General features: G+C 53.9%; 18 protein-coding genes and 1 tRNA gene. 8 read left to right on the top strand and 11 right to left on the bottom strand.

Going from position 1 to position 20,043, the window contains the following annotated elements; all coding sequences use genetic code 11:
* Position 1: 1 nt before the first annotated feature.
* The 5 genes from rpoA2 to GKC03_03980 form a co-directional block, all read right to left on the bottom strand.
* Entirely contained in the window at positions 2-1,435 is a 1,434-nt protein-coding gene (gene rpoA2 / locus GKC03_04000) for a DNA-directed RNA polymerase subunit A'' (protein NYT11698.1), read from the bottom strand.
* Positions 1,435-4,206 carry a DNA-directed RNA polymerase subunit A' gene (locus GKC03_03995; protein ID NYT11697.1) on the bottom strand — a complete coding sequence of 924 codons (2,772 nt, stop codon included), beginning with the start codon at positions 4,204-4,206 and terminating at the stop codon, positions 1,435-1,437. The genes rpoA2 and GKC03_03995 overlap by 1 nt, the downstream gene beginning before the upstream one ends.
* Entirely contained in the window at positions 4,206-7,799 is a 3,594-nt protein-coding gene (locus GKC03_03990) for a DNA-directed RNA polymerase subunit B (GenBank protein ID NYT11696.1), read from the bottom strand. Before GKC03_03990 ends, GKC03_03995 begins: the two co-directional genes overlap by 1 nt.
* Positions 7,800-7,804: 5 nt before the next feature.
* Complete coding sequence (locus GKC03_03985) at positions 7,805-8,056, bottom strand: DNA-directed RNA polymerase subunit H (GenBank protein ID NYT11695.1); 252 nt, start codon at positions 8,054-8,056, stop codon at positions 7,805-7,807.
* A 148-nt stretch (positions 8,057-8,204) separates the two neighbouring features.
* Positions 8,205-8,340, bottom strand: a tRNA-Lys gene (locus GKC03_03980).
* A 288-nt stretch (positions 8,341-8,628) separates the two neighbouring features.
* On the opposite strand from GKC03_03980, the gene GKC03_03975 reads away from it, so the two are divergent.
* The 3 genes from GKC03_03975 (at position 8,629) to GKC03_03965 (ending at position 9,868) form a co-directional block, all read left to right on the top strand.
* Positions 8,629-9,348 carry a metallophosphoesterase gene (locus tag GKC03_03975; GenBank protein NYT11694.1) on the top strand — a complete coding sequence of 240 codons (720 nt, stop codon included), beginning with the start codon at positions 8,629-8,631 and terminating at the stop codon, positions 9,346-9,348.
* A 76-nt stretch (positions 9,349-9,424) separates the two neighbouring features.
* A complete protein-coding gene (locus tag GKC03_03970) occupies positions 9,425-9,592 on the top strand; it encodes a DUF1610 domain-containing protein (GenBank protein ID NYT11693.1) in 168 nt (55 codons plus the stop codon).
* 9 nt (positions 9,593-9,601) lie between these two features.
* A complete protein-coding gene (locus GKC03_03965) occupies positions 9,602-9,868 on the top strand; it encodes an elongation factor 1-beta (protein ID NYT11692.1) in 267 nt (88 codons plus the stop codon).
* A gap of 244 nt (positions 9,869-10,112) precedes the next feature.
* Here GKC03_03965 and GKC03_03960 read toward each other — a convergent pair whose 3' ends face one another.
* Positions 10,113-11,459, bottom strand: a complete 1,347-nt coding sequence (locus tag GKC03_03960; protein NYT11691.1) for an NADP-dependent malic enzyme — start codon at positions 11,457-11,459, stop codon at positions 10,113-10,115.
* A 146-nt stretch (positions 11,460-11,605) separates the two neighbouring features.
* On the opposite strand from GKC03_03960, the gene GKC03_03955 reads away from it, so the two are divergent.
* Positions 11,606-13,222 (top strand): radical SAM protein, encoded by a 1,617-nt coding sequence (locus tag GKC03_03955; GenBank protein ID NYT11690.1) that lies wholly within the window; start codon positions 11,606-11,608, stop codon positions 13,220-13,222.
* Between the two features lie 26 nt (positions 13,223-13,248).
* Positions 13,249-14,319 carry a DNA primase large subunit PriL gene (locus GKC03_03950; GenBank protein ID NYT11689.1) on the top strand — a complete coding sequence of 357 codons (1,071 nt, stop codon included), beginning with the start codon at positions 13,249-13,251 and terminating at the stop codon, positions 14,317-14,319.
* On the opposite strand, the gene GKC03_03945 is transcribed toward GKC03_03950, so the two are convergent.
* The 3 genes from GKC03_03945 to truA form a co-directional block, all read right to left on the bottom strand.
* Positions 14,310-14,957, bottom strand: coding sequence for a CDP-alcohol phosphatidyltransferase family protein (locus tag GKC03_03945; GenBank protein NYT11688.1), 648 nt, complete (start codon positions 14,955-14,957; stop codon positions 14,310-14,312). The genes GKC03_03950 and GKC03_03945 overlap by 10 nt on opposite strands.
* Positions 14,948-15,475 (bottom strand): AAA family ATPase, encoded by a 528-nt coding sequence (locus GKC03_03940; GenBank protein NYT11687.1) that lies wholly within the window; start codon positions 15,473-15,475, stop codon positions 14,948-14,950. Before GKC03_03940 ends, GKC03_03945 begins: the two co-directional genes overlap by 10 nt.
* Before the next feature lie 191 nt (positions 15,476-15,666).
* Entirely contained in the window at positions 15,667-16,470 is an 804-nt protein-coding gene (gene truA / locus GKC03_03935; GenBank protein NYT11686.1) for a tRNA pseudouridine(38-40) synthase TruA, read from the bottom strand.
* A 66-nt stretch (positions 16,471-16,536) separates the two neighbouring features.
* On the opposite strand from truA, the gene GKC03_03930 reads away from it, so the two are divergent.
* A complete protein-coding gene (locus tag GKC03_03930) occupies positions 16,537-17,229 on the top strand; it encodes an RNA methyltransferase (protein ID NYT11685.1) in 693 nt (230 codons plus the stop codon).
* A 45-nt stretch (positions 17,230-17,274) separates the two neighbouring features.
* Here the strand turns inward: GKC03_03930 and ftsZ are convergent, their stop codons facing one another.
* Both ftsZ and GKC03_03920 read right to left on the bottom strand, forming a co-directional pair.
* Positions 17,275-18,315 (bottom strand): cell division protein FtsZ, encoded by a 1,041-nt coding sequence (ftsZ, locus tag GKC03_03925; protein NYT11684.1) that lies wholly within the window; start codon positions 18,313-18,315, stop codon positions 17,275-17,277.
* A 25-nt stretch (positions 18,316-18,340) separates the two neighbouring features.
* The gene (locus tag GKC03_03920) at positions 18,341-18,652 is read right to left on the bottom strand and encodes a CopG family transcriptional regulator (GenBank protein ID NYT11683.1); all 312 of its coding nucleotides are present in this window, start codon (positions 18,650-18,652) and stop codon (positions 18,341-18,343) included.
* Positions 18,653-18,893: 241 nt separating this feature from the next.
* Here GKC03_03920 and GKC03_03915 point away from each other — a divergent pair, with 241 nt between their 5' ends.
* Positions 18,894-19,178: a hypothetical protein gene (locus GKC03_03915; GenBank protein NYT11682.1), complete on the top strand. Its 285-nt coding sequence runs from the start codon at positions 18,894-18,896 to the stop codon at positions 19,176-19,178.
* A 315-nt stretch (positions 19,179-19,493) separates the two neighbouring features.
* The gene (locus GKC03_03910) at positions 19,494-20,042 is read left to right on the top strand and encodes a TATA-box-binding protein (protein ID NYT11681.1); all 549 of its coding nucleotides are present in this window, start codon (positions 19,494-19,496) and stop codon (positions 20,040-20,042) included.
* Position 20,043: the final 1 nt, after the last annotated feature.

Here is a 20,043-nt window from a genome sequence, read left to right as displayed (position 1 = left end):
TTCATTGCCCCCTCTTGGTGGGCGTGTACACGAGGTTTACGGCTCCTGTTCCGAGTGTAACCGGTTGACCTACTATAATATTTTCTGCAACCCCATCCAGATGGTCGATCTCGCCGGTGAGGGCAGCATGTAGAAGGTGCGCTGCCGTGATCTCGAAGGCCGCCCTCGCCAGTACGCTTGACTTCCTGCCGGATATACCGTGTCTTCCGATGGCCTTTACGTCTCCATCATTTGTCATAAGATCCGCGACCAGCATTATGTGCCTTATGTCCACGGACAGGCCCTGCTCGTCAAGGGTTCTTGACGCCTCGGCGACGATGGAGTTGCGGGCTGCCTCGACCCCCAGAACCTCGAATATCTCCTGTATACAGTTGGTGCTGGTCCGAGTCTTGTCCACCATGTCCACCTCAAGCACCTTGTGGAGGTTTGAGCCCTCTGTGTATACTACGTACTCGCTGCCAGTCTTTCTGATAATCGCTCTCTTGATATTGTCGATGCCCTTGATCTTGGCGTTCTTCACCAGGTCCACAATGCTTTGCAGCTTCTTGAACGATGGCTCGGGGGAGGAAATCTGGAGCTTTGTCTCTTCCAGATCCACGGTTCCCTTGATGCCCCTTATCGAGTTGAGGCGCTTGTAGATGTCGTCCATGGATATCTGCTTCTGCCTCAGCTTGCGATCGTCGGGATAAACCATCACCTTCATGTTCACAATGTCTGTCTCCAGGTCGGCGATGTCGATAAGCGTGGTCATCTCGATCTCGGAGGCTATCGCCCTCACCCGGTCCACATCATCGGCCACCTTCTTGTCCATATAGACAGTCATCATGGGTGTGCTGGGAATGCGCCTAGCATCTACGATCTCGATCAGCCTTGGAAGACCGAGCGTTACATTGATCTCGGCCACTCCAGCATAGTGGAAGGTACGCATTGTCATCTGTGTGCCCGGTTCCCCGATGCTCTGCGCTGCCAGGATCCCTGCAGACTCGTTGGGGTCCATCTTATGCTTGGCGAACATCACCTTGGCCCCGGTCAGAATCCTCCCGATGGTCTCGTCGGGAATGTCGATCCCCTCGATCCTCTCCGCGATTTCCCTGACCACGCTGAGGGGCAGGTTCAGGCCCATCTCGGCCTGCATGTCCCTCATCTTGATCTCGAGTTCGGTCAGCTCCGGTGACTTGACCGGAACGTACAGTTCAATATCTGGTTTGGGTGCCTCATCCTTCTTCTTGGCGGACTTCTTGGCCTTCCGGACCTTCTTGCCCACTTTCTCCAGGATGTCAACCGCCTGCTCTTCCGATAGGCCCATGGAGACGAGCTTGTCAATTTCCGCGGACGCGATGTCTCCTAGAGTGCTGAACTCTGACATGAGGACTTCGATCTCCCCTTCCTCCAAGCCTCTGCGCATGAGCGCGTTAATGGTGTCCTTCCGGGCCATCAGTCCTCACCTCCACTGAAATCAGGTTCATCAAACGCGTCCTCGTCCCCCAATTCCATAAGGTCCTTTTCAACCAATGCGTAGCCGCCAATCTTTTTCTCCTCGAGCTTGGCCAATATCTCAGCCTCATCCCCGAGCACGTCGAGAAGGAGATCATCGACATCTATTGGCTTGCCTTGAACGCTCCGGCTTGGGTCGATCCCATCCTCTCCGTATTCGAACTGGACGACCATATCAGCGGTGTTCCTCACAGTGCCGTCCTGCTTCAATTTGAGATCCTCAAGGGCGTTGATCAGACGCCTCTGCATGTATCCTGATCTTGATGTTCTAACGGCGGTGTCTACCAGTCCTTCCCTTCCTCCCATGGAGTGGAAGAAGAACTCAGTGGGTGAGAGGCCACTCTTGTACGAGTTGCGAACGAAGCCCTTTGCCTCTGCTCCCAGGTCACCCTTTCTGAAGTGAGGTAGTGTTCGGTTCCAATAGCCACGAGCCAAACGCTCACCACGAACCGCCTGTTGCCCTATGCAACCTGCCATCTGAGAGAGGTTCAGCATGGACCCCCTGGCACCCGACCTGGCCATGACAACCGCGCTGTTCTCAAGACCGAGGTGACGACCTGCGATGTTGCCCGCTTCGTCCCTGGCCTGACCCAGCACCTTCATGACCTCCACCTCTAGCGTCTCCTCTAGCGAGCGGCCGGGAAGTTGCTCGAGTATACCCTCGCGGTAGGCAGCCACCAGGTCATCGACCCTGTTCGAAGCCTCCTCAAGGACATCCTCTATCTGCCTTCTCGCCTCTCCGGGGATATCCTCATCGCTTATTCCGGTGGTGAAACCGCGTATCATGATGGCCCCGATCGCCAGCTTGGTGATGTTATCCAGAAGCGCCCTGGCGGCATCGGACCCGTAGTCACGGGCCACCTTGTCCAGTATGCGCCCCTTGAACGATCCGATGGCGTTCTCATCAATTGTCCCGCACATGAGCTCTCCGTCGCGGATGCGAACGTATGAGTCAAGATCACACTTCTCCTTCATGCACTCCGTGCACTTGCGGCAGATGGAGGACTTGAAGTTCATCTTGAGATCCTCTGGCAGAACCAGAGAGATCAGCTGCTTTCCAGTCCAATATTCAACGCCGTCCTGCACGATCCCTGGATGGGGTAGTGGTCTGTGCCTTGCCCTTGATAGTATGAAGAGTGTCTCGCTCTTGGTGAACTTGGAGTCCTTATGTGTGAGTATGAATGCGCCCGTGATGTGATCGTGTATGGCCCCTATGACCGGCCCCCCGAACCTAGGCGACAGGATGTGCTCCTGCACCTTCATGAGGATCTGGGCCTCGGCTCTGGCCTCGTCGCTCTGTAGTACATGAAGGTTCATCTCGTCTCCGTCGAAGTCCGCGTTGTAAGGGGGACAGACACATAGATTCAGGCGGAAAGTCTTCCATGGCATGACGCGCACGGTATGGGCCATCATGGACATCCTGTGCAGCGAGGGTTGCCTGTTGAAAAGGACCACATCGCCGTCCATGAGATGCCTCTCAACGATGTATCCCGGTTCCAAGCCCTCGGCCGCGGTCTCCGCGTTGCGGTCCGTGACCCTTATCCTCCGGCCATCGGGTCGAATGATGTAATTCACTCCAGGAAGATACTTCTCACCGCCTGGCTCAGGACCATTGAGCACCATGCCTCTCAGGATCTCCATGTTCGTGGGAGTCACAAAGACCGGAACGGTCAGTTCCCTGGCCGCTCTGTAGGGAACGCCTACCTCGTTGATCGAGAGTATGGGATCAGGCGATATGACCGTCCTGGCGGAGAAGTTCACCCTCTTACCTGAGAGGTTGGAACGGAAGCGGCCTTCCTTACCCTTGAGCCTCTGCACCAGCGTCTTCAGCGGTCTGCCCGACCTGTGCCTGGCGGGCGGTATGCCCGAGGTCTGATTGTCGAAGTAAGTTGTAACATGATACTGAAGCAGCTCCCAGAGATCCTCGACGATCAGCTGGGGAGCGCCGGCGTCCCTGTTCTCCCTCAGCCTCTGGTTTATTCTGAGAACGTCCACGAGCTTGTGGGTCAGGTCATCCTCTGACCTGTCTCCGGATTCCAAGGTGATGGAAGGCCTGACTGTGACTGGCGGTACGGGAAGGGCGGTAAGCACCATCCATTCCGGCCTGCAGGATGCTGGGTCAATGCCCAGCGGGGGCAGGTCCATGTCTGGAATGCGCTCCAGCCGCTCTCGCACCTCCTTGGGCGTGAGCTTGTGCCCGTCCTCACGGAAGGTGGTTGGTTTGTCCAGTGTTATCTTGAGCTGCTCGGCGCCGCAGTGGGGGCAAATGGGCTTGGACGAGGCATCCTTTGCGGTCTCCTTTGAGAGCAGGCGGATCTCTATGGTATCCCCGCCCAGATCCTCGACCATATCCATGGCCTCCTGGTACTCCTTCACCTGATCCTCAGAGAGGAGCAGTCTTCCGCAAACCCGGCAAGTTGACTGCAGGAGCTTCTTGATCTCCTTCATGAAGCCCACATGGATGACGGGCATGGCAAGATCGATATGACCGAAGTGCCCTGGACACTCGTCCACCTTGTGTCCGCAGGTCTTGCAGCGAAGACCGGGCTCGATAACGCCCATATGCGGATCCATCAGTCCCATGTCTATGGGGAATCCATCATCATCGTAGGTGTCAGCGGTGATCACCTTTGTGGAGGACATCTTCCTGACTTCCTCGGGAGAGAGGCAGGCAAACTTGATCCCTCCGATCCTCTTCGATACGCCTCTCATCATCGCAAATCCTCCAGTTGAAGTCGCATGGCAACGCCAAGCGATAGCAGTTCATCAAGCAGCAATTTGAATGCATATGAGGTCTGCACCAGGTGGACATTGGTGTTGTTGCTACATACTGGGCAGCGAAGTGATCCCCTGCGGTCCATCATGGCCACGTGCCCGCAGTTAGCGTTACCGCAGACATACTGCATGGTCCCGTCCGACTCGTCGAGCAGACGGTCCTTTATGACCATGGCAGCTCCATGGCCTATGAGGCAGTCCCTTTCCATCTCTCCGAACCTCAGGCCGCCCTGTCTCGAACGGCCTTCTGTGGGTTGCCTGGTGAGTATCTGAACAGGTCCACGGGATCTAACATGCAACTTGCCCGAGACCATATGGTGAAGTTTCTGGTAATAGATCACACCGATGAAGATATCAGCAGGAATCATGCGACCTGTCCGACCATCGTACATGACCTCCTTCCCTGAGTGCTTGTATCCATTGCGTACCAGGGCTTCCCTCAGAGCCTGCTCCTTCTCTCCGGAGAACGGTGTACCATCGACCAGGCGGGCTTCCATGGACCCAACCTTTCCGCCGATCATCTCAAGGACATGGGCGACAGTCATACGCGACGGGATGGCGTGGGGATTGATGACCAGGTCAGGAATCACGCCTTGCGAAGTGAAAGGCATGTCCTCCTGAGGTGCTAGAAGACCGATCACGCCCTTCTGGCCGTGCCTGGAAGCGAACTTGTCTCCAAGCTCTGGAATCCTTTGATCCCTCACCTTGACCTTGACCAGACGGCTCCCGTTCTCGGACTCGGTAAGCATCACGCTGTCAACCCAACCAGATTCGCCAGGTCTAACGGTTATGGAAGTCTCCCTCCTCTTCTGCGGAGTCAGGAAATCAGTATCTTCCTCAAGGAACCTGGGTGGCGACGTCTTTCCAATGAGAACATCACCGCCACTCACCGCCGTCTCGGGCGATATCAGGCCGTCCTCGCTGAGGCTTGTGTAGGCCATGTCTGCCCTTGCCCCCCTGACATCGGGAGAGGGTATCTCAAAGTGGTCCTCCTGACCACCGGGATATCGGCGCTCCTCAGCACGGTATGTCCTCATGAAGGTGGACCGTCCCAGGCCTCTCTGAACGCTGGATTTGTTCAGGACCAGAGCGTCCTCCATATTATAACCGTGGTATGAAAGAACAGCCACGACGAAGTTCTGTCCAGCAGGACGCTCGTTGAAATGCACGAACTCCATGGTATTGGTCTGAGCCATGGGTTTCTGGGGGTAATGGAGAAGATGACCTCTCGTGTCGGGTCTGCGCCTGTAATTGGATGTGGCCAGACCCAAAGACTGCTTGGCCATTCCCGCTCCCATGGTCACCCTTGGAGAGGAGTTGTGCTCTGGATATGGAACCAGGCCTGAACAGGCGCCCAGGATGCACATGGGATCAAGTTCCATGTGGGTGTGCTCCTTGCCGAGCAGGGTCGGAACTGTGATCTGACCATTGCAGTGCAGGCACTGAAGAACGATGCTTCCCTCCTCGCCGCCCGGGTTGATCCAATCCACGTCGGACGGTGATAGCGCGGTAGCGCAGTTGGGGCATCGGTTGGGCACATGGAAAGGCTCTACAGCGATGTAGCAGTCCTCTTCCTCCTCGGCGTCCAGCCATTCTAGGACGCCGTCGCGGAGAAGATCGGACCATCGGGCCCTGCCATCCTGAATGTCCTCCAGGTGCTTCCTGGTCAGGACGGTCCTTCCGTTGGCAATGACCAGAAGTGGGCGGCGCAATCTTCCCTCATCGCAGTTGATGATGATCTCGTCCATCTCCTCGTCATGCCGAACGTTGATCTCATGGGAGAGAAGGCCACAGCGCCTCCTCTGCCTGATCTCGTGGACAAGTTCCTTTGATTTGTCATGGACGCCCACCAGGTCCCCGTTGACGTAGACGCGGGTGCCGGTCTGCTGCTGTCCTTTGACCTCCTTCACTCCCAGGTCACGAAGCAGCCAGTGTACGTCCTCTTCCCTGAAGCCCTCCGAAACATCGATGATGAGGGCCGCGTTCTTGACCAGACCGCAGTTCTGACCCTCAGGGGTCTCGTTGGGGCACAGACGGCCCCACTGAGTGGGGTGCAGATCTCGAGCCTCGAAGTGCGGCTGCGATCTGGTGAGTGATGATGTGATCCTTCTCAGGTGGGATATGGTACTCATGTTGGAGGTACGGTCCAAGAGCTGGCTCACGCCTGCCCTTCCCCCGACCCAGTTTCCTGTGGCCAGGGCATGGAGCAGCCTGTGGGTTAGAAGATCAGGCCTTATAGCGGAGGCTATTCTCAGGTCCTTCTTGCGGGCGTAGTTCCTCTCAAGTTGGTACTTGAGGTCCTTCATGAGGTTGGTGTACGCTACGCGGAAAAGGTCTTCCATGAGGTCGCCAGACAGCTTGAGCCTCTTATTGGCGTAGTGGTCCTTGTCATCCTCCTTCCTGAGCCCCAGTGAAAGTTCCAGAACTGATCGTGCGATCCTTCCCAGGAATATGGCCTTCTTGAGGCGGTCCTCCTGGGTATCGCCCAGGTGGGGGAGCAGGGACCGGTCGATGATAGACTCCACCTTCTTCACCCTGTACTCCTTGGCCTGGCCGGTCGCGAACTTCCTCTCCAGGTACAGCAGCGCGTCATCGGTGGTGAAAATCCCGTTGGGCGGGAACATCTTGCTGTCCTGGCACTCCTCTATGTTCGCGTACACTATGTTGGCCATCTCGGGTACGCTCACGATTGCCTGGTAGATCTCCTCATCGCTGTCCATTCCCAATGCCTTCATCAGCGCGACAAGGGGGATCTGACCTGATGCGGCGGGAACTGTGACCATCAGCATGCCGTCCTTCTTCTTCTCCACGAGCGTGAGGGCTCTGTAACCCTCCCTCTGGGAGAAGACCTTGGCCACCTCCAGCCTGGTCCCGTAACGCTCGTTGAACTCTACCATGACACGATTTGGAGCCAGGTCCTCCAGTGATATCAGGACCCTCTCAGTTCCACCGATGATAAAGTAGCCGCCAGGGTCGCTGGGATCCTCTCCTTCCTCTATGAGCTTCCACTCGTACTCCTCATGAGTGAGTTCCCTCTCATCCTCCAGGCTCTCCTTGTAGAGGTTGCATTTCTTTGACCTGCACATGATGGGGAGATCTCCAACATGGACCCGCTCAGGCTCCTTCTCGATGCCGTCCTCTATCACGGTGAAATCAACATAGATAGGGGCCAGGTAGTTGAGATTCCTCAGCCTCGCTTCCATGGGCGTCAGCTTGTGGGTGTATCCGTTCGCCTCCCTGACCACTGGGAGGTCGATATTCACCGTGGGGCGGGACTGGGGATCGATCAAACCTGCTTTCTCATCCCTCCTGCGACCGACGCGGATCTCGATGATCCTTCCATCGGTGCGGTCTGGGTCTAGCCGGATTATTCCTCTGTCGATGTCCTCCGCAGATACACGGAGGTTGTCCACGATCTTCTGCATTCTCGAATTCGGGTTATCGAGCGTGGACAGGAAGTCGTTGAAGCTAGCGATATGGTGATTCACTATGCTCCGCTCTTTAAAATACAGTTCTACGAGATCTCGCAATTCTTTCACCCTCTGATGACCAGACGGTAGGCCACGAACTGCTCCGCGGTCAGGCTCTTCCTTACAACCTTGATTACTCGGCCTTCCGATATGGGACCGTAAATGTTTTCTAGAATCTTGATGCAAGCATCGCTATGCCGAATCTTGGGAAGCTGATCCCGGCTCAAATTCATCCTACTCAAGACCTCTCCGGCTTCCTCCTCGGAGAGCAGATAGTGTTCGGGCACGAGTTCGTGCTCTAAGACATTAAAACCTATATCAGACACAGATACCACCTCGCCGGCTGAATGGACCCTTCAAACTTACCAATAGCCCTTCCGGACTACTAAGTGCTAGTGTTATAAAAATACATCGACTATTACCGAGTTGAAGGTTGTTTTCCATCGTTTCCCTCACCTTTCCAAGCGGGCCCGCGGGGATTTCCGATACGCACGATGCCCTTTCGTGAGTTTTTCGAACCCCGGACCACCTGGTTAAAAGCCAGATGCTCTTTCTAGGGACACTTGCTTGCAAGCATCCTACCTAGCTGAGCTACGGGCCCATTGGAAGTTGATGTCGGCATGCGGAAGAACGGGAAACTACTGTTGTTATTTAAACTTTGCCCATCTAGACCCTTGCGAGACCCGGAAAGACCATCAAATTGAGGACGATAGCCCTAAAACTGCACCCATCGGCCTCAGAAACGTCGATCTCATTCGATATAGATCGGCAAAACGGGATCCGTTCGAATGATCAATGACCTGAGAACATTCAGAACCGATTCTATATACAGAATATCTATACAAGGAGGTCAGTTTTCATATGTCGATGAGAAAATGGAAGTGGTCAAGTGAGAATTGTACATATTTCTGATCTCCATGTGACCAGCCCCTACTTTGTGAAAGATTGGGGCGACATCGTGGTCGAAAAGGTGAACGAGATATCCCCAGAGCTGTTGATCATCACCGGGGACCTCACCCAAGATGGACACCCCCACGAGATGGATATCGCCAAGCGCTATGTTGACAGGATTGATGTCGGCGAAAAGTTGATCGTTCCAGGAAACCACGACGCTAGGAATCTTGGCTACGAGATCTTCGAGGAGGTTTTCGGCACCAGGTACCCATTCTACGAGGACGGCGAGGTGGCGGTCTTCGGTGTCGACTCCACCGTCCCGGATATCGATGATGGACATATTGGAAGAGAGTACTACGAGATCATACAGGAGAGATTGTCCTCAGACGCGAAGTTGCGAATACTCGCTCTTCACCACCATCTCATTCCAATTCCGGGAACTGGGAGGGAGAGACAGATACCCGTGGACTCTGGGGACGTTCTCAAGCTCATCAGAGAGTTGGATCTGGACCTCGTCCTGTCTGGACACAAGCACCTTCCATGGGTGTGGAAGCTGGAGAACACGCACTTCATAACCGCTGGAACCTCAACATCCAGGAGGCTGAAGGGGAGGTCGCACCCGTCTTTCAATGTCCTGGAGGTGTACGAGGGAAAGGTGGGTATAGACCAGATCGATGTTGACAGCGGTCAGTCGAAGAAAGTGCTCCAGATATAGTGGCCGATGAGGGTCCAGCCTGTCGAAACCATGTAGTTATATATACATGAATCTGTATCCGCCCACAGGCGAGATCATGGACAAAGAGAAGATCTGCAGTTCATGCGGTATCAGACTTATCGGCACGGGCATATCCTTCTTCCCCTGCCCGATGTGCGGGAATAATGAGATCGGCAGGTGCGCTAGCTGCCGGGACCAGAGTGTCAGCTATATCTGCCCGGAATGCGGTTTTGAAGGACCATAGGTGAATCAAATGGGAAAGGTAGCGGCAGCGTACAACCTGATGCCGGAGGACCCGGAATACCCTATAGAGAATATCACGGACGCCCTACCAAAGGCCGTTCCAGAAGGCGTTAACCTCAGTGGACTTGAGGTGAAACCGCTGGCCTTTGGCCTGAAAGTGATCGAGGTCACCTTCATAATGGATGACGCCGAAGGGATCATTGACAGGCTCGAGGAAGCGCTTAGTGATGTACCAGGTGTCCAGAACGTAGAGACTCTGTCTCTTACGCTTATTTGATCTGGGCTTACCCAGAATTTTTTACATTTCCTAGAAAGCAGGTTGAACCTTGGAATAAAGATGGTGGCGAGTCCGGGAAGGGGACCCGGAACACGCTTAGGAGGAATCGGGGAAGGCCTCTTCGGAATCTGCTTCCTTCCCGATATGCTACAATAAGCATATTGGAATTTCCGTATTTAATCCTTCGGCCAAGTAGATAGCGAAAGCTGCTCGATTGAAAAATGAAAGGATTGTGGGAAAGGGTTTACTTGGGGAAAGGTCTGATGCAACCCTTCTTCATGGCCAGAGCGGTCTGCTGCCTCGCCCTCTTGATGATGGCCTCCGCGGTCTCGTAGAGCTCGTCCCGGCTCATCTTCTTGAGGGCTATACCCTGTTCGATCGCCTTCATACCAACGGCGGTAGCCTCTCTGGGGAAGACCTCCCATTCGTCCATGTCAGGCACGATATAATCATCCCTCAGGCCGTTATCCTCGGCGGTCTGGGCGATCTCATAGGCGGCGGCGATGCACATCTCGTCGGTAATGGTCTTTGCTCTAACGTCAAGGGTACCACGGAATATGCCGGGGAACCCAACAGAGTTGTTGACCTGATTGGGGAAGTCAGATCTTCCCGTGGCCACGATCCTTGCTCCAGCCTCTTTGGCATCCCAGGGCCATATCTCAGGGATGGGGTTGGCGGTAGCGAACACGATCGAATCGTCAGCCATGCTGGAGATCCACTCCTTCTTGATGGTGTCGGGGCCTGGTTTCGAGGCCGCCACGACCACATCAGCTCCCTTCATGGCCTCAGCAGAACCGCCTTCTCTTCCCTCTCCGTTAGAATTCTGGGCCATGAACCACTTCTGGGGGTACTTCTCCTGAAGCTCTTCCCGCCCAGGGTGGAGCAAACCCTTGGAATCGCACATGAACATATTCTTGTACGGAATGCCGGCTGCGTTCATCACCCTGGAGATGGCGATCCCGGCCGCTCCAGCACCGAGCATAGCGAAGGTGGCCTCGTCCAGTTTCTTACCCACGAGCTTGAGAGCGTTTATGAGCCCAGCGACCACGATGGTTGCGGTACCCTGCTGGTCGTCGTGCCAGACGGGAATCCTGGCCTCTTCCCTGAGGGTATCCAGGATCCTGAAGCACTTGGGATGGGAGATGTCCTCCAGGTTGATGCCTCCGAAGGCAGGCTGGATCAACTTCACGGTCTCGATGATCTTGTCAGGATCTTTGGTGTCGAGACAGATTGGGACGGCATCCACGCCTCCCAGGTATTTGAAGAGCATGCATTTCCCCTCCATCACTGGGAGGCTGGCCTCTGGTCCGATGTCTCCGAGACCGAGGACCCTGGTTCCATCGGTCACGACCGCGACGGTGTTCCACTTGCAGGTATGATTGTAAACTTCCTCGACATCCTTGTTGATAGCCCTGCACGGTTCAGCAACCCCTGGAGTATACCAAATTGCAAAATCGTCAAAACTGTGTATGGGCGCCTTGGGGACGACCTCGATCTTCCCCCCGTAATATGGATGGTACTTCATCGCAAGCCTTGATGGCTCGTAGGCCTTCTTCAGCAATTCATCTACATTCTTCTTCTCTGCGCTCATAAATACACCAAACCTTTGTCGTATTGAAACGATAAATATTGGCCAACGGCCAATGAGTAATTTCACTTAATGCACAAACTACAATAAATAACTGACGAGAGACACTTTTCTATAACCAGTTCCATTAGCTCGATTGGTTAGATTAGATGGATGTAGTGGTCATCGATGGATATGTGGACGAACCAGCTTCCCTAGGAGTTCGTCCATTCCTTCATCCCATGGTGAGGGCAATGTATGGGGCGGCTCTAGACGCAGGAGCTAAGGTCTTTTACCTTACAATAGATCACATCCGGAACGGGATTGAGATCCCTAGAGCGGACGTATACGCATGTCATGTCGGTTCCGCGGTGCCTGGTAGATATCTGAGGTCCATGCCCGCATCGGATAGGGAGTTGAACTCCATCTTTGACCGAATCGCCGGTCAGGTGATAGTCGGGGGACCCGCTGCCCTGAGTGATGCACAGCGGAATGATGTGATTTCGGTCAGAAAGGATGCGGCAGCCACCCTACATGACCTGCTCCTGAGAGGAGAAATCACGGATCGTTGGAGAACCCTCGACGAGTGGAACAGATGGCTACTGCTCGGGTCGGGCATGGTCGGGCAACATCCGGACTTCCCAGAACCGCTGATCGTAGAGGTAGAGACCTACCGTGGATGCATGCGTCACGATAGCGGTGGATGCTCCTTCTGCGTCGAGCCATTGAAAGGGAAGCCTGTTTTCAGAGATATGGATGACATAGTGGATGAGGTCTCCAATCTCAGGAAACTTGGTGTTGCCAACTTCAGGCTTGGAGGGCAGACCTGCTTCGTGTCATACATGGCTTCCCGGTCAAGGGGAGAGATAGTTCCAAATCCGGAAGCTGTGGATTCGCTTCTCTCCCGCTTGGCTTCCCTCAATCCTCGAGTGCTCCATCTTGATAACGCAAACCCCGCCGTAATCGCCACCAGACCTGAGGAATCCATAGAGGTGCTGAGAAGCGTGGCGAGGCACTGCACGAGCGGCAATGTACTGGCGCTGGGAATGGAGAGCGCTGATCCATCCGTGATCGAGGCTAACAACCTCAACGCGACGCCTGACCAGGTCATGTTCGCCGTTGACATTATCAACCAGATTGGGGGAGAGAGGGGAGAGAATGGCCTGCCCAGACTTCTTCCAGGACTTAACTTCATCATCGGGCTGGATGGTGAAACCCCAAGAACCCTCGATCTAAACATGGATTTCCTCAAGGATGTTCTGAAAAGGGGCTACCTCCTGCGGAGAATAAACATCAGACAGGTGATGTGCATAAGAAGGGACTTCAAACCAGGAGTGAAGCGATCACAGTTCATCAGGTTCAAGGAGAGGGTGCGGGAGGAGGTGGATCGTCCCATTCTGGAACGTCTGGTTCCCATAGGAACTGTGTTGAGGGATGTGTACATCGAGATAAGAGAAGGCAACCGGAGCTTCGGGAGACAGGTGGGGAGCTACCCCCTCCTGGTGGGGTTCGAGTATCCACTTCAGACCGAGGGATTCCTTGACGCAACCGTGGTCGGTTGGGGATATAGGTCCATTACCGCCGTGGAGCATCCACTTTCGTTGAACAGCTGCCCGATGTCCGCACTCACCTCGCTACCCGGGATTGGAAAGAAGCGGGCCGCGAGGTTGATGAGGGCCAGGCCTTTGCATGGAAAGGATGATCTGATCCTTGCCCTTGGAGATGAGAGATTGGCTGAGGAACTCGAGGATATGCTGAGCTTCCGGCCCAACGCCGGTGAAGCTTAATATTCTAGGCCACCATTCTTCGACTAATGGATGCCCGCAACCTGGCCAGGTTTCCTTTCTTGAGGGAGGCCTCCGAATTCGTGAGATCTTATGGTGTGTCTATCCAAGAGCTTCTGGAGGGGATAGCTTACGAAGAGGCCAGGGAAAGGGGCATGGCTCGAGCACTTGATGCGCTGGAGAAGGGAGAGGTTTCCAACCGACCCATAGCCACCGAGCTCGACAGGGTGCAGGAGATACTGTCATACCCCATCGCAAGAATGCTGGTGTCAAGCGTTCCCGATCCGTTCCTGATCAAAAGATACGCTCTCGCTGAAGCGGTGGCCATGAACGGTCGCCTCAGGGAGGAAAGCCTGGAATTCATCGTGCAGGTGGCCGAACAGCTCGATGTAAGGGCGGTGATTGTGGACGGAACCCTCAGGATAAGGTTCACTGACTACCTTCGATTCACCTCTAGGATCAGGAGCAAAGAGTGGAAGCTGGTGAACAACGAGCTCTTCAAGGGTTTCGTATTCCTCTCCAAGTCAAAGTTCTGCAGGGTGCTCCAGCAGGCACTCCAAGATAGGCTGGAGGAAGAGCTCCCCATGGATGTCAACGACCAGATCCTGATCTCTCTCCGGGAGTATTGGAGGAAGCTGAAGGCTATGGTAGAGACCTGGCGTGAAAGCTTCAAGGCAGAGGATTTCGGCAGAGCGAGCATCGTCAAGTTCCCACCTTGCATGAAGCGGCTAGTAGCGATGGCCCAGGCTGGGGAGAACCTTCCACACACCGGAAGATTCGCGCTCACCTCATTCCTTAACTTCATAGGCCTCTCCTCAGAGGATATCATGAGGCTGTTCTCCGAATCTCCTGACTTTGACCCATCAAAGAGCAGGTACCAGATAGAGCACATCACTGGAGAGATCTCTGGTACCGAGTACACGCCGCCCGAGTGCTCTACCATGAAGAGCTATGGCATCTGCTTCGATGCTGATTCTTTGTGCCGACATCCCAAGGTTAACCACCCCTTGACCTACTACAGGATAAAATCCAGAAAAAGGCAGGATGTCGAAGATGCGCAGGAGGATAAGGCTGAAGTGAAGGAGGAATCTCAGGATTGATCCTGCTTGCCCAGTCTCTTCCATACTGTGACCGCACGCTGCACCGCGGTGAAGTTCCCCACTACGGCGAAGTAGATCATCATTAGCTCCATGATGGAGAAGGTGAACGAACCGATAGTGAACCAACCCGTCGAGTAGAACATGACGGCCCACTGGATCAATGGAATTACGGTGAGAAGCATCACCCTGTCCGCCCTGCCAAGAAGACCCGCGTACAGACGGCCAGCTCCAAGGGCCTGGGCCTGTGTCCCCATGTAGCTTGTCAGCAGCACGCCTACTATGGCTAGAATACCCACGAAAGGGTTGCACCATGCGCTTATGGCCACTCCGCCGATCATAAACACGTCTGCGTAGCGGTCCAGCACATGATCCACGAAGTCCCCCTTCTTCGATGCCTTACCAGCGAGCCTTGCGATCTTGCCATCCAGAGCATCGAGGAAACCGCTCACTATGACGAGAATGGCTGCCAGAGGAAGAAGCAGTTCCCAGTTCTCGGTACTGAAGTAGAAGGCCAGCCCCGCCAAGAACGCGAGGATTATGGCGATGGCTGAGACAGCGTTGGGATCGACTCTAACGAGCTTCCTGGCAAAGGGTTCCAGGAAAGGATCGGCACTCTTTCTCTTCGAATCTAGAACCAGCCAAGCACCTCCTCGCTCCAGTCGATATTCCCTGGTGCGTACTTCTCCCTTTCCCCCTGGAGGATCTCCTCCACCGCGTCCACGACTGCCAAGGGGGAAAGATCTGTGGTGTCGATCTCGCACACCTCCACACCTGAATCGAGCGCCTCGATCAGGATGACATCACATGCCTCAGCCTCCATGTTCTCATGGACCTTTGACTCGCCCCATCCCCTTCCAGATAGTCTCTCTTTAAGAAGCGAGGGGCTGCATCTCAGGATGATTATCAGCTCAACTGAGAGAAGATGTGAGAGGTGACCCACAAGTATCAAGGGATCACCCGAGTGAAACTCTGAAATCTCGATGTCCAGTCTATCCACATCCACCTCGTATGTCCCTCTGGCCTCATCGAAAGCGCCCATAAGGTTCTTTTCTTTGATTACTCGGGAGAGCTCAACCACCACAAGTCCCTTCTCAGAAAGGGTTGTGGCGACCGTGCTCTTTCCCACGCCCGGGGTACCTGATAACGCGATCAGCACAACACCGAATCGCTTAAGGGGAAAAAATAGTTGTTCGCAGGATCGATCAAACCCTGCGAACATTGCCCCGCGGACCTTTCCCCATTTGATCAGTAAGCTACGGAGTGTAGAATCATAAATATTGGTTTATAAAAAGACTATCTGAGCATGCTACAGTTATTTTTAAATATGATAATAGCCCCGATTGACGCTCAAGGATCGACTGGGAGACATCTGATGGCCAATTCCCTGTAGAAATCTAGCCTTAGGAAAGCGTCCTCCTCTTTTTCAATGATTTTCCTCTTAAGGGTCTTAGGGTACTGAATCTCAAAATCGAATTGGTACTCGATGTCCATCAGACATAGGTTCTTGGGGTCAGCAAGCCCGAAGGAAAATTCGTCCCCCTCCAAGACTTGCTCCACCTCGGAGATGGTAGCATTGCCCGTTCCCACCGATTCCAGTGCGGCCACCATTCTTCTGACCATGTTTCTGAGGAACTCCCTGGCTTTGAAATCGATCACCAGGTAGCTTCCTAAAGGAAGCACCCTTGCCTCATTGAGGACCCTTACCGTGGTCCGGTCGTCGTTCTTGCAGAAACTCCTGAAATCATGCTTTCCCTGAAGAAGCGAGGCTGCATTGAGTACCATGTCCACATCGATTCCTTCGGAAGGAAGGACGTACCTGTACCACCTCACACTGGCCCGCCTGGGAGAGAAGCTAGTTGGGACCTTTGCGAGCCCGTAGTAGTACACATCACTCGAGACCCCATTGAGAGCCCTGATAAGCTGCTTCTCGTCAAAGTCTGTATCGAATGCCACCACGTTTCCAAGGGCGCTCACCCCCCGGTCTGTCCTTGAGGCGGCTTTGAACCTGGACTGCGGTAGGGAATCTACGGCTTCGATCTTCTGGATGGACCTGATCACTTCCCCCTCGACCGTGTACCGGTCCGGCTGCCTCTGAGACCCCATGAAACTGCGTCCGTCATAAGCGATCTTGACCGCTGCTCTCCATACCATGGTCCTTAGAAAGTATGAAATCACTATAAGACTTCCGAGGAGAACATGCCAAGGTTCAGGGTGGTCCTGGTCAACCCCAAGATCGACGGAAACGTTGGGGCGGTGGCAAGGGTCATGGGCAACTTCGGATTCAAGGATCTTCGGCTGGTTGATCCCTGCGAGATAACCGATGAGGCGCGTAAAAGGGCAAAGCACGCCAACTACATTCTGGACGAGGCGAAGGTGGTGGCCTCGCTTGACGAGGCCCTGGATTCAGTATCGATGGTCGTGGGAACATCGGGAATAGTTACCCCAGGGGAGAAGCATTTCATTCGCATACCAATCACAGCAAGAGAGTTCGCCAGGAAGATGGAGGAATACGATGGTACAGTGGCCCTGCTCTTCGGCAGAGAGGACCTTGGCCTATTCCAGGAAGAGTTGCTCCGATGCGACCTATTGGTACACATCCCTTCAACCGATGCGTATCCCATCCTAAATCTCTCCCACGCGGTTGCCATCGTCCTGTATGAGCTGAGCCTACTGGGGGCCGAAGTTCCCTCACCACCAGAGGCCTCTGATGTTGAGAGAGAGAAACTTTTCGAGTTCTTCGCAGACCTACTTGATGCTATTGATTACCCCGATTTCCGCCGGGAGAAGACGGAGGTCATGTTCAGGAGATTGATGGGAAGGGCGGTGCCCACCAAGTGGGAGTTCTACACGATCATGGGCGTTCTGGCAGACGCTGCGGAGATCATAAGGAAGGAAAAAGATAATCGTTGATCCTCCTGATCTTTTGGGATCTCGATTCTTGATGGTTCCTGAATTTCAAGGATCATACCGGACCAGGGCGCTCTCGATCTCTTGGTCGACCTCGATCTCGTCCTCCAAGGCCGAATCTTCTGCAATGTCTGCTATACCAGTAATTACGGCCATTAACCTGATCTGCCCCTCATATGCCTCGTCAATCCTGGTGCCGCAAATGAGATTGGCCCTGGGATCAAGGTACTGGGAAATTCCCTTGATGACCTTTTCCACTCTTCTGAGGGTCAGATTGCTCCCTCCTGTTATGTGGATGAGAGCTCCCGTGGCCCCGCTGAGATCGATGTCCAGAAGCGGATTGTTGAAGGCATCCACCACAACCCCCTCGGGGTCCGAGTTCTCCCCGTATAGCAGGGTGGAGATGCCACCCTGGCTGAGGATGCTGCAAAGATCGGCGAAGTCCAGGTTGATGAGGGACGGCTGGGTGATTGCCTCGATGAGCCCCCTTATGATCTCGGAGATGAGAAGGTCCATAACCCCCAGTGCCTGCTCCACGGGAAGATTGGGTACCATGTCCAACAGGCGGTTGTTGTCCAGAATCAGAAGGGTATCGGAGTTGACATCCAAACGCCTCAGTCCCTTCGACGCGGTATCCATCCTGTTTCCCTCGAAACCAAAAGGAGTCGTTGCTATTGAGATCACCAGTGACCCGTGACGTTTGGCCATCTCGGCCACCACAGGAGCGGTGCCGGTGCCGGTACCCCCACCCATTCCAACTGTTATGAAGGTGAGATCTGCTCCTTGGAGAACGTGGTTCAGAGCGCCCGTTGCGTTCAGAGCGCAATGCATTCCAATGTCGGGATTTCCGCCCGCCCCTAATCCCCGGGTGACCTCCGGTCCGATGAGAAGCCTCTTATCGGCCTTGATCGTCCTGAGATGTCTCTTGTCAGTGTTGATGGCGATAGTCTCAGCTCCTTCGATACCGATCCGATTGAGGCGGTTGATGCTGTTGCATCCTCCACCACCACAACCTATGACGAGTATCCTCAGCGGGCGAAGCTCTTCCTCTAGGTATTCGTCACCGTATTGGTCCCATTGCACTGCCATCACCCCGTGCATCCCTAACGGGGGCTCACTTCATCTCTTCCATGGCGCGGGTTATCCGCTTCCTGATATACTCTCTGACCGCGTTCCTTATCGCATCATCGACTGATATAGAATCGCCATCTTTAACCAGCCCCTCCAGCTCGATGACGTTGCCCTTGGGCAGCTCCACCGTGATCCGTTCAATATAATCAGGAGTGAAGTGCTTGTCGACGAAGCTCTCGATGGCCGATCTGATGGCGTCGGAAACTGTAGGATAAGCCCCTGCCTTCACAAGTGTCTGCAATGCTAGCAGCTTTTCTGAAGGAATCCTGACAGTAATCCTCTCTGTATCTGTCATGATACAACTCTTCGCGCGCGTTTGTCCGACGCTATTAGATACACCGTCGGACAATTGTCATTATGTTAGTATATGTATATAATCTTCTCGCAAGTGTTGCTCTGTTAACTTGTTGTTGGTTTCGTAATACTGGCTATTCTGACGACAGGTAGACTAGTGTCGGTAATAAATTCTCCCGATTTTGGTTTTCAACCTTGTCGTTCGCAGGAATATAACAGCTTATAAAGGACAAGAGGACAACTTGATACGAAGGCATGTGATGAAGATAATCATGAACCTGACCAATGAGAGCTACGTCATCACAATCAGCAGCAAGAACTCAGTAGAGTTCTATTATAAAGATAAGAGCGGTTGGTTCAAAGTGAGTACGCGTGGTCGAAAGTTCCCTGCGACTGCCGAGCAGATTTTGAACCATGTCCTGCCTGCAATAGCCGGCATTAAGCCAGACGTAAGCATTAAGGTGGAACATTACGAGGACCCGGGGAAGCGAGTCCTAGTAGGCCCGCATGGAGTCGAAACCAATTGAGAACGCTCTTCATCTCAGCCAGATTGTCCTTGGGAAGCCCGCTGTTTCAAATCCCCCATCTATTCTCATTAGGCAGCTCCGTCCTTCAATTAATCGTTGAAGGGGAGGGATTTGACCATTGATCAATCCTATTTGGATGTCTCCAGATTATCGTGAGACCTGCCTTTCAAAAAATGATATTTAAATAATTTTGCCTTTGATATTGAATGTTCAATTAAATATATGTTTTAAGAATGTTAATCTAATATTAATGGAACGGCTGCCAGAACACAAAAGGTATATAAATGGGTATTTAAATACCGCCCCGGTGACCTAATGGCCAAGATCAAGATCGAGAACGTCGTGGCGTCGACATCGCTCGGTGAGGAGCTCGACCTACAATCCATAGCCCTCGCCTTGGAAGGCGCCGAGTACGAGCCCGAGCAATTCCCTGGACTCATTTATCGGCTCAAAGAGCCCAAGACAGCCACTCTGCTCTTCAGGAGCGGAAAGGTCGTTTGTACAGGTGCAAAGAGCCTCGATGACGTCAAGGTCGCTATCAGCAAGGTGGCGAAGCAGGTCGAGAATGCTGGAATCAAGATTACAATCGAACCAGTTATTGAAGTCCAGAACATCGTAGCATCCTCAGACCTTGAGCAGGAGATCAACCTCAATGCCATTGCTATCTCACTGGGTTTGGAGAAGGTAGAGTACGAGCCCGAGCAATTTCCGGGCCTCGTGTACAGGATCGATGTGCCTAAAGTCGTTGTCCTACTCTTTGGATCCGGAAAGCTTGTGTGCACAGGTGCCAGGAAGCCCCAGGATGTTGAAGCCGCGGTGGCCAAGATCACCGAGGAACTCAGGGCTGCTGGTCTGCTCAGGTAGG

Source organism: Methanomassiliicoccales archaeon, from assembly GCA_013415695.1.
In the GTDB taxonomy this organism is placed as follows: domain Archaea; phylum Thermoplasmatota; class Thermoplasmata; order Methanomassiliicoccales; family JAAEEP01; genus JAAEEP01.
This window is presented reverse-complemented; position numbering and strand designations above follow the sequence as displayed.

Coding starts and splice junctions, on each gene's coding strand:
- rpoA2 (NYT11698.1), bottom strand. CDS start 1,435: ATGGCCCGGAAGGACACCATTAACGCGCTCATGCGCAGAGGCTTGGAG.
- GKC03_03995 (NYT11697.1), bottom strand. CDS start 4,206: ATGAGAGGCGTATCGAAGAGGATCGGAGGGATCAAGTTTGCCTGCCTC.
- GKC03_03970 (NYT11693.1), top strand. CDS start 9,425: ATGGACAAAGAGAAGATCTGCAGTTCATGCGGTATCAGACTTATCGGC.
- GKC03_03965 (NYT11692.1), top strand. CDS start 9,602: ATGGGAAAGGTAGCGGCAGCGTACAACCTGATGCCGGAGGACCCGGAA.
- GKC03_03960 (NYT11691.1), bottom strand. CDS start 11,459: ATGAGCGCAGAGAAGAAGAATGTAGATGAATTGCTGAAGAAGGCCTAC.
- GKC03_03955 (NYT11690.1), top strand. CDS start 11,606: ATGGATGTAGTGGTCATCGATGGATATGTGGACGAACCAGCTTCCCTA.
- GKC03_03950 (NYT11689.1), top strand. CDS start 13,249: ATGGATGCCCGCAACCTGGCCAGGTTTCCTTTCTTGAGGGAGGCCTCC.
- truA (NYT11686.1), bottom strand. CDS start 16,470: ATGGTATGGAGAGCAGCGGTCAAGATCGCTTATGACGGACGCAGTTTC.
- ftsZ (NYT11684.1), bottom strand. CDS start 18,315: ATGGCAGTGCAATGGGACCAATACGGTGACGAATACCTAGAGGAAGAG.
- GKC03_03920 (NYT11683.1), bottom strand. CDS start 18,652: ATGACAGATACAGAGAGGATTACTGTCAGGATTCCTTCAGAAAAGCTG.
- GKC03_03910 (NYT11681.1), top strand. CDS start 19,494: ATGGCCAAGATCAAGATCGAGAACGTCGTGGCGTCGACATCGCTCGGT.